Raw genomic sequence first — 11,694 nt, forward strand, 5'->3', positions numbered from 1 at the left:
GCCCGCGTGCGCGCAAGTCTTGGCCTATGAGCCAAACAGCCCTCATCACCGGAGCGTCCCAAGGTCTCGGGTACGCGATCGCCGACCGATTGGCCGGCCACGGCACCCGCCTGGTGCTGGACGCGCGTACGCCGGCCGACCTCGACGCCGCCACCACCACCCTCCTCGACCGCACCGACACCGTGGCGATTGCCGGCGACATCACCGACCCCGGCCACCGCGCCGAACTCGCCGCGGCCACCGAAGGCAAGCTGGACCTGCTCGTTCTCAACGCGTCAGCACTCGGCGAGACACCGTTGCCCACACTCGCGACCGCGGATCTGGGAATTTTCCGCGGTGTGTTGGAAACCAACACCGTCGCCAGCCTGGCGCTCATCCAGATTCTGTTGCCGCACGTACGGGCAGCGGCCGGCACCATCGTGCTGATCAGCAGCGACGCGGCGGTGACCGGCTACCCAGGCTGGGGACTTTATGGCGCCAGCAAGGCCGCCGCCGACCAACTGGCCCGGGTGCTGGCCGAGGAAGAACCGGCGATTCGGGTCTATGCGGTCGATCCTGGCGACATGAGTACCGCGATGCACGCGGCCGCGGACCCCGACGCCGACCCGGCCGACCTGCTGGACCCGGCCACCGCAGCGGCCCGGCTCGACCCACTTTTGCGCGGTGAGCTGCCATCCGGCCGTTACGCGGCCAGCGAGCTGTCGACAGTGGTGTCGTCATGAGCACCGTCTTCGCCGAGAGTCCGCTCCATCTGTCCACATCGGACATTCCGCTGGCGACCAGCCCGGCCGAATACCGCGGCCTGCGACGGGACGCCGTGCGGATGCTGGTCGCCGAACCCGGTCGGCCGCTGCGGCACGTACGGGCCCGTGACCTGCATCGTGAACTGTCCGCCGGCGATGTCCTGGTTCTCAACACATCGGACACCCTGCCGGCCGCGACGGCCGGCGTGACCGAAGCCGGCGAGCGGGTCGAAGTGCACCTGTCGACTCCGCTGCCGGCCGCTGGACTCGACCCGTCCGCCGCGCTGGGCCAGCCGGAATCGGAGTGGGTAGTGGAAATCCGCACTCCGCTACCGATCGGCAGCCGACCGTCCACTGTGGACTGGGACGGCACGGTCGTACGGCTGCGCGGCGGCGGCGAGGTCGCGGTGGGTCGCCCGCATCCGACCGGGCAGCAACGCCTCCGTGCGGCCACTGTTCGTACTCCCCTGCCGTTGCTGGCCTGGCTGAACCAACACGGCGAGCCGATCCGCTATGACTACGCGTCCGCTCGCTGGCCGATTTCGGCCTACCGGACCGAACATGGCGACACTCCGGGCAGCGCCGAAATGCCGTCCGCCGGCCGCCCGATCAGCGCCCGGATGCTCCGGCACCTGCGGTCGATCGGCGCACAAATCGCCACTCTCGTCCTGCACTGCGGAGTTTCCTCGCAGGAATCCGGCGAACCTCCTTATCCGGAGTGGTTCAGTGTCTCAGCTTCCACAGTGGACACCATCGAGCAGGCGCACGCCGCCGGCCACCGCGTGCTGGCGGTCGGGACCACCGTCGTACGAGCGTTGGAATCGGCCGCACGGACCGGCCGGCTGACCTCCGCCAACGGTTGGACCGACCACGTCGTCACGCCAGCCACCGGAGTGTCCACTGTGGACGGGATCTTGACTGGCTGGCACGAACCGGCGGCTTCGCACCTGCAGATGTTGGCCGCCATCGCCGGACCCGAACTCCTTTCCCAGTCGTACGAGGAAGCCCTCGCCGCCGGCTATCTCTGGCACGAGTTCGGCGACCTGCACCTGCTCTGGCACTAACCCACGGAACGGGCGGTCGCGGCGGCGCGTACGAGGGCGCGCAGGGCCGGCTCGACCTCGGCATAGCCGCGAGTTTTCAAGCCACAGTCGGGATTCACCCAGAGCCGGTCTGCCGGCACCGCCTTCAGAGCGGCAGCCAGCAAATCCCGCATTTCCTCCACACCGGGACCCGTGGCGAGTGGATGTCGTAAACGCCCGGCCCGACGCCTCGACGGAACCCGATCGCGTGCAGGTCGTCCAAAATCTCCATTCGCGACCTGGCTGCCTCAATGGTGGTCACGTCCGCGTCCAGCGTATCGATCGCGGTGATCACGTCACCGAACTCCGAATAGCACAGGTGCGTGTGGATCTGGGTCGACTCGGCCACCCCCGAAGTGGCGAGCCGGAACGACATCACCGCCCAGTCCAAATAGGACTCGTGTTCTTCCTTGCGCGGCGGCAAAAGCTCACGAAGTGCCGGCTCGTCGACCTGAATGATCCGCAGACCGGCCCGCTCCAGGTCAGCGACCTCGTCCCGCAAAGCGAGCGCGACCTGGGCCGCGGTGTCGGCCAACGGCTGGTCGGCTCGTACGAACGACCACGCGAGAATCGTCACCGGGCCGGTCAGCATCGCTTTCACCGGTCGCGAAGTCAGCGACTGCGCGTACTGGCTCCAGCCGACCGTGATCGGCGCGGGCCTGGACACGTCACCATGCAGGATCGGCGGGCGGACACAGCGGGATCCGTACGACTGCACCCAGCCGTAGTCGGTGGCCGCGAAACCGTCCAGGTTCTCGGCGAAATACTGCACCATGTCGTTGCGCTCGGGCTCGCCATGGACGAGTACGTCGAGGCCGATTTCCTCCTGCAGGCGGATAACCCGCTCGATTTCGGCCCGCATAGCGGTTTCGTACTGGCCAGCGTCCAGTTCTGCGGTCCGCAAACCGGCCCGCGCCCGCCGGATGTCCGCGGTCTGCGGAAAAGAGCCGATCGTGGTGGTGGCCAGGCGCGGTAGGCCGAGCCGGTCCTGCTGCGCCGCCGCCCGCTGGTGGTAATCGGACCGGACCCGATCTTCGGGCCGCAGGACCTGAATCCGGGCGCGTACGCGATCATCGCGCAGCACCGGCACCACCTCGTCGCCGGCGGCCAACTCGGCGGCCACCGCCTCGGTGCCGTCCCGCAGCGCCCGGCTCAGCACCACCACCTCATCAACTTTCTGACGGGCAAAGCAAAGCCGCCGCCGTACGTCCGGCTCGAGGTTGGTTTCGGCGTCCAGGTCGTACGGGACGTGGAGCAGCGGGCACGAGGTCGCCACCGCGAGCGAGCCCACCGAACCCAGCAGGCGGGCAGCGGTGGTCAACGCGAGACGCAGGTCCGTCCGCCAGACGTTGCGGCCGTCGACCAGCCCGGCGACCAGGACTTTGGTGCGGAGCCGGTAGTGCGCGGCCGCCTCGGTCAGCGCCTGCGGGTGCGTGACCAGGTCGATCCCGATCGCCTCGACAGGCGTGCTGGCCAGCACTGGCAGTGCCTCGCCGAGCCGGCCGAAATAGGTGGGCACGAACAGCTTCGGCCGATTCGACTCGGCACCCAGTCGCTCGTACGCGCGACGGACCGCGTCCAGCTCCGCTGGCGTGCGGTCGCCGACCAGCGCCGGCTCGTCCAACTGCACCCATTGCACGCCCGCGTCCGCCAACTCGGCGAGCACTCTCAAGTAAACGTCAAGCAGGTCATCCAGCAGCGACAGCGCCGCGAAACCGGCCGGTGCCTGCGCGGATGCCTTCGCGAGCAACAGAAAAGTCACCGGTCCGACGAGCACGGGTCTGGTGGTGACACCGTGGCCGAGCGCCTCCTGATAGTCCGCGAGCGGCTGGTTGGCCACCAACTGGAAGCGAGTGTCGGGCGCCAGTTCCGGGACCAGATAGTGGTAGTTCGTGTCGAACCACTTGGTCATTTCCAGCGGCGGCACGCCGTCCGTGCCACGGGCCATCGCGAAATACGTGTCCAGCGGCGAAAGCCCGAGATCGCGGAACCGCGACGGCACCGCGTCAACCATGACTGCGGTGTCGAGCACCTGATCGTAGAAAGAGAAGGTGTTGCCCGGAACCGAATCCAAGCCGGCTTCCTGCAACTGGGTCCAGGTCTGCTGGCGCAGTTGTGCCGCCACCGCCCGCAAATCCGCCTCGCCGGCCTGACCGCTCCAGTAATTTTCCAGCGCCTTCTTGAGTTCCCGGTGCGGTCCGATCCGCGGATATCCGAGAACGGTGGCCCCGATCGGGGTCGTGTCTGCCATAGCTCTCTCCTCGCGAGCATGCCGAGGCCCACCACAGCGAAGACAGCAACGAGCACGCCACATTCCGGCGTACGCCCTGCCGACCATCCCACGCGGTCGCGGACCCACGCGCGCCGGTTGGCACGCGTACCGACGGCAGGTCTTCGGACTCGCGGGCACCCGCCGAGAAACCCGGCGGACCTACCGACTGTCGCTTCCCAGGCCGGAACCCAGTGCTTGATGACAGCTTTCGTTCCCACTCACCGCTGCGCGGGCAGTCCCGGATTCGCACCGGGTTCCCTGTTGCCTCGGCCGGCCCTCACGGACCGGTCGAACCATCAGCGCTACCGAGCGTATCCGATGCGGGCGGCCAGCCGTGTTGTGCGCCGCCTCACAACGGTCCGCCGCCCGAAAGATCAGCAAAAGCGCTGGTAAAGCAACATCAAAATCATTCGCGTGTACGCATGTTTCCCCAGACTTGTTCGGCCGTCTGACCGCCGTTTACCCCGCTCCCCGAGATTGGTCCGGACACCCGAGGTCCGGAACGGAGCACCAGATGGGGCACGGCCACCCGCACGACCATCATCACCACGATCACCCAGCGGATCTTCCCGCGGTGCTGGACACCGAGATCCCGGACGACGAACTGTCGCCAGACGAGGTCTCCCGGCGCGGATTCCTGCGCAGTGCGGGCCTGCTCAGCGCCGGCGCGGCGGCCACCGCTGCCGGCGCCTTCGGCCTTCCGGCGGCGGCCGCGGCGACCGCGGGTCGCTCGTGGTCCGGCTCGTCCCAGCGCGGCGGCCTGCACTGGCTGGCCGGCGACCACCACATTCACACGCAGTACAGCCCAGACGCCGTCTACCGGGTCATCGATCATGTGCGGCACGCGAACGCCTACGGCCTGGACTGGATGGTGATCACCGACCACGGCAGCGTCCAGCACGCGAAGATCGGCGTCGAGAAGGTCAACCCGGACATTGTCTCGGCTCGCGCCAAAATCAAGGACACCCTGGTTTTCCAAGGTTTTGAATGGAACATCCCGGCCGCCGAGCACGGCACGGTGTTCGTCCACCCCGGCCGCAACGAGGTGTCGGTGCTCAAGGAGTTTGAGAACTCCTTCGACGGTACGGTGAAAAACGCCGGTCCCTCGACACCAGCGAACGAGGCACTGGCCATCTCTGGCGTCAACTTTCTTGCCTCCGCCGTCAAAAAGCGGCACGTCCAGGACGCCCTGTTCCTCGCGAACCACCCGGCCCGCAAGGGCATCGACTCGCCGCACGAGATCCGCGGCTGGCGGGACGCGCAACCCCGGATCGCGGTGGGATTCGAAGGCGCGCCGGGCCACCAAGCCGCCGGCATTGCCAAGCCGCTCGGCCCCGGCAGTGGCCGCGGCGGCTACGACAACTCGCCGTCGGCCGACTCCTTTGCCGGCTATCCGTTGGAGAGCTACCGCACCTGGGGCGGTTTCGACTGGCTTACCGCCACGGTCGGCGGCTTCTGGGACAGCATGCTGTCCGAAGGCAAACCGTGGTGGATCACCGCGAACTCCGACTCGCACTGGATCTACAACGACAGCACCGATCGCGGCCCCGGCAGCAACTTCGAGACCAACGGCTATTACAACGATCCGGTCTACAGCGGCAAAGTGGGCAGCACCAACACCGACTTCTGGCCCGGCTACTACAGCAAGACGCACGTCGGTTCGACCGAGTTCTCGTACGCGGCGGTGATGGCGGGCCTGCGCGCCGGCCGGGTCTGGGTGGATCACGGCGGCCTGATCAGCGGCCTGGACGTACGGGTGCGGGCCGGTGGCAACTGGGTGACCCTCGGCGACACTTTGGTGGCCAGGAAGGGAAGCCAGGTTCAGCTCGAGGTCACCATCGATCTCGCGAACGGCCCGAACTGGGCCCAGTTCGTCCCGAAACTCGCCCGGGTGGACGTGGTCCGCGGCGCCATCACCGGCCCGGTCTCGGACCGGGACACCCTCAGCGCCCCACACACCGCGGTCGCGAAATCTTTCCAGATCGGCAAATCCACCGGACAGGCCACCTTCACGTACGACCTGGGCCGGCTCGACCAGGGTTTCTATCTGCGGCTTCGGGGCACCGACGGCAACCGGACGGCGCCGGGCTATCACGGCGCGACGGTCGACCCGGCCGGACCGGCGATGGACGTGGTCGGCGCCGCGGATCCGTGGAACGACCTGTGGTTCTACACCAACCCGATCTGGGTGGTGCCGAGCCGATGACCGTGCTCCGCTGGGATCTTGGCCATCGGAGCGTCCGCGATGCCGAGCAGTGGCTGGCGAGCCTGCCGCCGGTGCCCGGCATGGTCGCTTGTACGCAGCTCGTCCGCGATGACCGGCCGCGGGTCGCCATTACCATTGCCGCACCGGTAAAAACCGAGCTGCCATCGGGTGGCACCTCGGTCGCGGACCATGGCACCGGCCGAGCGGTCATCTACCCGGGCGTCGAGCTGCTGACCGGCACCATGACGGTCGCGGACCTGCTGGCCAAGAGCGCCATCGAGAAGGTGACGGTCATCGGCGGTGCCGCGGCCACCACGCAGACCATGCTGGACACCCGCGCCTTCGTCCGTCCACAGTGGATCGACGGCGTGCTGACCCTGGTGGCAACTCCAGCGCCAGACGGCCACATCGCGCCCTTCGAAGTGCCGAATCCCACTCCCTGCTGCGCCGACCACGACTGACGTCTATCCGCCCGAAACCAGCTGGTTCGCGGTGCGTACGACGGTTGGGCCGGTCAGCAGGGCCGGATCCAGGTCCACGGCCGTACGCACCTCGAACATGACAGTTTCGCCCGGCAGCAACGTGACCAGCATGTCGTCGACCTCGGCGTCGACAGCGACCCGGTCAGCCAACACGGCCACATCGCGCAGCAGCGACCGTGCGGTCACCGAGACCCGGTAGCCGCCGGCCATCGTCGAGCTGCTCACGTCGTACCGGTCGACCGGCAGCGAAAGATCCTTGTCCGGCCGGAAAAACCAGCAGGCCCGGCCCGCGCTGGACTCCACTACCAGGAGTTCCCCGCTCGGGTCGGCCGGTTCGGACAGCCGGTCCGACACTGCCAGCAATGCGGTTTTCCTTTCGCCGACGGAAAGCGTGAGGTCCTGCTCGGCCAGAACCTTGCCCTCAAAGGACATCCGGCGAACCGAGACAGTGTCTTCCCATGCTTGGGCGGTGTCGTTGACGATGACCACCGCAAGGCCGCCATCCCTCGCCTGCACAGTGACCAGCCGATCGGCGTACGCGTGTTTCAGGGCGTACCAAGCGGGTTTGCGGCCGCCGTCGCCGTCGACCACCGCCCACGAGGTGACCGGCCAACAGTCATTCAGCTGCCATACGACGGTGCCCGCGCAGCGCGGCGCCCACGACCGGAAATGCTCGATGCCCAGCGACAGCGCCCGGGCCTGGTTCAGTTGAGCGGCCCAGAACCAGTCGTCCATCGCCGCCGGCACCCCGAAATGCTCGGTCAACGATCGGTCGATCTTGGCCATCCCGTCCTGGGCTTTCTGGTGCGCGACCATCTCCGGCCCGTACGGAGTCAAGGGCCGGTCGTGGACGGCACGGGTCAGGGTCGACCAACGCGGCGGGCCCTGGAAGCCGAACTCGGACGCGAACCGCGGCACATAGTCGAGGTAGCCGGTGTAATCCCGCTGGTTCCACACATCCCAGATGTGCATGCAGCCGTGATCGGGATCGTTCGGGTAGATGTCGGTGGAAAGGGACCACGGACTGCCGGCGCAATACGGCCGGGTGGGATCCAGCTCAGCGACGATTTTCGGCAGAATGTCAAGATAATAGCCGAGGCCCCAGGTGCGGTCGCCAAGCTTTTCCCGCCATCCCCAGTCGTAGTAGCCCCAGATGTTCTCGTTGTTGCCGTTCCACAGCACCAGGCTCGGGTGCGGGCAGAGCCGGGTGACGGCCTCCCTGGCTTCCGCGATCACCTCACCGCGGATCGGCTCTTCCTCCGGATAGGCCGCGCAGGCAAAGAGAAAGTCCTGCCACACGAGAATGCCGGCCCGATCGCAGGTCTGGTAGAAATCATCGCTTTCGAAGATGCCACCGCCCCAGACCCGGACCAGGTTCACGCCAGCGTCGGTGGCCTGTCCCAGCCTTCGCTCGTACCGCTCGCGATCCACCCGGTGCGGAAAGCAGTCATCCGGGATCCAGTTGACACCGCGCGCGAACACCGGAACATCGTTGACAACAAAGGTGAAAGCGGTGCCGATGTCGTCTGGTGTGGTGTCCAGCCGGACGGTACGGAACCCGATCTCGGTCTGGTACGAGTCGTGGCCGGGGATTTCCACTCGCAGCGGGTAAAGCGGCTGCTCACCGTACCCACGCGGCCACCACAACCGCGGGTTTTCCACCACTACCTCGATAACACCTTCGGTGCGTACGGTGGCCTCGACCACCTGATCGGCGACCCGGACTACCACCGGGACGGCCTCGTCGGACTCCACCTCGACGTGCACGGCGACCAGGCCGCGATTGCCCTCGACGGTCACCAGCGGGCGTACGGACGCGAGCCGTGCGGTCGACCATGACTCCAGCGCGATGGGCCGCCAAATGCCGGCGGTGACCAGCTCCGGGCCCCAGTCCCAGCCGAAGTTGCAGGCCATCTTGCGGATGAAGTTGTACGGGAAGCGGTCGCCGCCGGGCCGGGCACCCAGCTTTTCCCGCAGCTGCTCGGCGAAACTGATCGGCGAGCCGAAGGTGATCGCCAGCCGGTTCGCGCCGGGCCGCAGCGTTTGCCTGACGTCAAAGCGATAACCGCGGTGCATGTTGCGGGTCTCCCCCACCACGACACCGTTGACCTCGACGGTCGCCACCGTGTCCAGGCCGTCACACACCAGGTCGACGCGGTCGTCGCCGGCCGGCTGCCACTGGAAAGTCGTCTCGTACCGCCAGTCCGTCCGGCCGATCCAGGCCACCGCGGCCTCGTTCTCGTCCAGATACGGATCCGGGATGAGCCCAGCCGCCAGCAAGTCGGTGTGGACGCAGCCCGGTACGGTCGCCGGCACGACGGCGTCGACCTCGTCCGTACGACTCGCGGCTCGGACAGTCCAACCGGCATGCAGCAGCGTCCTCATTGACATCCTTTCGGTGTTTACGATTGTCAACCAGCAAATACGTCAGCTGACCTGGGTAGCAACCCGGATGCCGAGCAGCACCAGCAGCGTGCCCATGACGCCGTCCATCGCCCGGCGCACCCGACCGGCGCTGAAGAACCGGCGCAGCGAACCAACGACCATCGCGAGCGTGATCCACCAGACCACGCTGGTGAAGGTGGCGATCACCGCCAGCTCGAGCGTCTGCGCCGTGGACGCGGTCGACGGCAGGAACTGCGGCAACAGGGCCAGAAAGAACACCGCGACCTTGGGGTTCAGGAGATTGCACAGCAGGCCCTGCCGGAAGGCGACGGGCAGCGACACGCCGGTGAGCTCAGTCGCTTGCAGGTCGTGATATCCCCCGCGCCGCACCGAAATCCACGCCCGTACGCCGAGGTAGACCAGATATGCCGCGCCGGCGAGTTTCACCACCGTGAACACCACCGCGGATGCGGCCAACAGGCCGGCCACTCCGAGCGCGATCGCGACCACCCACACAAAGACTCCGCAAGCGATCCCCAGCCCGCAGGCAACCCCGGCCTTGCGCCCGCCGGACAGCGAGTTCCGGGTCACCACCACGAAGTCCGGGCCGGGCGACATCGCGCCGAGCAGCACCACCACCACCAGAAACGACACCGCGGTCGCGACAGAGATCACCACCTCACCGTAAAGCGCGTAGTCGGGGCCCGTCCATGGTCCCGGTCACTACCCGAAGCTCAGGCCGGCAAGGAGCAGCGCCATCGCCGCCAAGCCTTCCCACCAGGCGGCGCCGGCGGCTGGTCCGCATCATGGGGGCAGCCTTGCGGACGCGAGCCGGTCACATGTCGTACGAGGACACCCAAGGCGTGCGGCACGCGCGGAAAGGTGATTCTCGTCAGGGGCTCGACGCGACCCGAAACTGCCAGCGGCAAGGTGTGTAAAAAGGTCGACTTGCGGGTACTGCACTCCGCGACCGTTGTCCACGCCGACGGAAGGCCTCTGACGAGTACGTCCATCGACCCACTCACCGACGCCGGGCCCGTCGGTCGGTTGACGACGGGCTGGACAGCGGCTTCCCCAGCCCGGCTCACCCGGATCCGCCGCCGCCTGTTGACCTGGGCCACCGCCACCGATCTTCGGTCCGGCCAGATCGACGCGCTGGTCCTCGCGTCGTACGAGGCGCTCGCCAACGTCGTCGACCACGCGTACGGGACCCTGCCGCCGCTGCGGCCGGACCTGCTCCTTGAGGCCGAAGTGGCCGGCGATCACGTCACCGTCGCGGTCAGCGACCACGGCCGCTGGGAGCAGCCCGCCGCCCGGCCGGGAGCGCGGGGCCACGGGCTGATCCTGATGCGCAAGCTCAGCGACGACCTGTCCATCCGTACGACCGCGACCGGCACCGTCGTACGGATGTGCTGGCATCTTTAGTGGGTTTGCGGTGTTGATCCAGGTCAGTCCCACTCCAGTGAGCCGCCGGTTTGGTACTCGATGACCCGGGTCTCGAAGAAGTTTTTCTCCTTCTTCAGATCCATCGCCTCGGACATCCATGGGAACGGGTTCTCGGCCGGCCCGAAAACCGGTTCCAGACCCAGCTGCGCGCACCTGCGGTTGGTGATGAAATGCATGTACTGCTCGCAAAGCTCGGCGTTGATGCCGAGAATCCCGCGCGGCATGGTGTTCCGCCCGTACGCGACCTCCAGGTCACAGGCGTCCTTCAACATCGTCCGCACCTCGGCCTGAAACTCCGCGCTCCACAGGTGCGGGTTCTCGATCTTGATCTGGTTGATCGTGTCGATACCGAAGTTCAGGTGAATCGACTCGTCCCGGAGGATGTACTGATACTGCTCGGCGATGCCGACCATCTTGTTCTGCCGGCCCAATGACAGGATCTGGGCGAAGCCGGTGTAGAACCACATTCCCTCGAAAATCACGTAGAAGGCGACGAGGTCACGCAGGAACGCCTGGTCGCGTTCGGGCGTACCGGTGGAGAACTCCGGGTTCTCCAGGTGCTGGGTGTAGTCCAGTGCCCAGGCCGCCTTGTCGGTGATCGATGGCACCTCGCGGTACATGTTGAAGAGCTCACCCTCGTCGAGGCCGAGACTTTCGCAGACGTACTGGAAAGTGTGCGTGTGAACGGCCTCCTCGAAGGCCTGCCGGAGCAGGTACTGCCGGCATTCGGGGTTGGTCAGGTGCCGGTAGACCGCGAGCACGATGTTGTTCGCGACCAGCGATTCCGAGGTGGCGAAAAAGCCGAGATTGCGCTTGATCATCAGTCGCTCGTCGTCAGTCAGGCCGTTCGGGGACCGCCAGAGCGCGATGTCGGCCTGCATCGAGACCTCGGTCGGCATCCAGTGGTTGCTGCAGCCGGCCAGATACTTTTCCCACGCCCAGTGGTATTTCAGCGGCAGTAGCTGGTTCACGTCGGCGCGGCAGTTGATCATCGCCTTGTCGTCGACGCTGACCCGCGCGCCGCCGCGCTCGATCGCGCCGAGTCCGGTGGCGTCCGTGGTTGTCGTCATCTTGTGGT

8 protein-coding genes, 1 pseudogene and 1 riboswitch are annotated in these 11,694 nt (G+C 67.0%); of the genes and pseudogenes, 5 read left to right on the forward strand and 4 right to left on the reverse strand.

What is annotated here, in order from left to right; genetic code table 11:
- The first annotated feature begins 26 nt into the window (after nucleotides 1-26).
- Both ABD301_RS25945 and ABD301_RS25950 read left to right on the forward strand, forming a co-directional pair.
- On the forward strand, nucleotides 27-722 hold the full coding sequence (locus ABD301_RS25945) for an SDR family NAD(P)-dependent oxidoreductase (protein ID WP_344313078.1): 696 nt from the start codon (nucleotides 27-29) through the stop codon (nucleotides 720-722).
- Nucleotides 719-1,807, forward strand: a complete 1,089-nt coding sequence (locus tag ABD301_RS25950; RefSeq protein ID WP_344313079.1) for an S-adenosylmethionine:tRNA ribosyltransferase-isomerase — start codon at nucleotides 719-721, stop codon at nucleotides 1,805-1,807. The genes ABD301_RS25945 and ABD301_RS25950 overlap by 4 nt, the downstream gene beginning before the upstream one ends.
- Here the strand turns inward: ABD301_RS25950 and metE are convergent.
- Nucleotides 1,804-4,076 (reverse strand): annotated as a pseudogene (gene metE, locus ABD301_RS25955) (5-methyltetrahydropteroyltriglutamate--homocysteine S-methyltransferase). The gene ABD301_RS25950 and the pseudogene metE sit on opposite strands and share 4 nt — an antisense overlap.
- A gap of 117 nt (nucleotides 4,077-4,193) precedes the next feature.
- A riboswitch (cobalamin riboswitch) is annotated at nucleotides 4,194-4,410 on the reverse strand.
- Between the two features lie 201 nt (nucleotides 4,411-4,611).
- On the opposite strand from metE, the gene ABD301_RS25960 reads away from it, so the two are divergent.
- Together ABD301_RS25960 and ABD301_RS25965 are read left to right on the forward strand one after the other, a co-directional pair.
- A complete protein-coding gene (locus ABD301_RS25960; RefSeq protein WP_344313080.1) occupies nucleotides 4,612-6,303 on the forward strand; it encodes a PHP domain-containing protein in 1,692 nt (563 codons plus the stop codon).
- A complete protein-coding gene (locus tag ABD301_RS25965) occupies nucleotides 6,300-6,764 on the forward strand; it encodes a hypothetical protein (RefSeq protein WP_344313081.1) in 465 nt (154 codons plus the stop codon). Before ABD301_RS25960 ends, ABD301_RS25965 begins: the two co-directional genes overlap by 4 nt.
- 3 nt (nucleotides 6,765-6,767) lie before the next feature.
- On the opposite strand, the gene ABD301_RS25970 is transcribed toward ABD301_RS25965, so the two are convergent.
- A complete protein-coding gene (locus ABD301_RS25970) occupies nucleotides 6,768-9,170 on the reverse strand; it encodes a glycoside hydrolase family 2 protein (RefSeq protein ID WP_279579095.1) in 2,403 nt (800 codons plus the stop codon).
- 42 nt (nucleotides 9,171-9,212) lie between these two features.
- Complete coding sequence (locus tag ABD301_RS25975; protein ID WP_163566789.1) at nucleotides 9,213-9,845, reverse strand: LysE family translocator; 633 nt, start codon at nucleotides 9,843-9,845, stop codon at nucleotides 9,213-9,215.
- A 273-nt stretch (nucleotides 9,846-10,118) separates the two neighbouring features.
- Between ABD301_RS25975 and ABD301_RS25980 the strand changes: the two genes are divergently transcribed.
- Entirely contained in the window at nucleotides 10,119-10,595 is a 477-nt protein-coding gene (locus tag ABD301_RS25980) for an ATP-binding protein (RefSeq protein WP_344313082.1), read from the forward strand.
- A gap of 23 nt (nucleotides 10,596-10,618) precedes the next feature.
- Here the strand turns inward: ABD301_RS25980 and ABD301_RS25985 are convergent, their stop codons facing one another.
- Entirely contained in the window at nucleotides 10,619-11,686 is a 1,068-nt protein-coding gene (locus tag ABD301_RS25985) for a ribonucleotide-diphosphate reductase subunit beta (protein WP_344313084.1), read from the reverse strand.
- Nucleotides 11,687-11,694 lie beyond the last annotated feature (8 nt).

It is taken from the genome of Fodinicola feengrottensis (genome assembly GCF_039530045.1).
In the GTDB taxonomy this organism is placed as follows: Bacteria; Actinomycetota; Actinomycetes; order Mycobacteriales; family HKI-0501; genus Fodinicola; species Fodinicola feengrottensis.

What these genes read in the sequence shown, in the direction of transcription:
- ABD301_RS25985 (WP_344313084.1), bottom strand. Translation starts at nt 11,686, where the DNA reads ATGACGACAACCACGGACGCCACCGGACTCGGCGCGATCGAGCGCGGC.
- ABD301_RS25970 (WP_279579095.1), bottom strand. Translation starts at nt 9,170, where the DNA reads ATGAGGACGCTGCTGCATGCCGGTTGGACTGTCCGAGCCGCGAGTCGT.
- ABD301_RS25960 (WP_344313080.1), top strand. Translation starts at nt 4,612, where the DNA reads ATGGGGCACGGCCACCCGCACGACCATCATCACCACGATCACCCAGCG.
- ABD301_RS25945 (WP_344313078.1), top strand. Translation starts at nt 27, where the DNA reads ATGAGCCAAACAGCCCTCATCACCGGAGCGTCCCAAGGTCTCGGGTAC.
- ABD301_RS25965 (WP_344313081.1), top strand. Translation starts at nt 6,300, where the DNA reads ATGACCGTGCTCCGCTGGGATCTTGGCCATCGGAGCGTCCGCGATGCC.
- ABD301_RS25950 (WP_344313079.1), top strand. Translation starts at nt 719, where the DNA reads ATGAGCACCGTCTTCGCCGAGAGTCCGCTCCATCTGTCCACATCGGAC.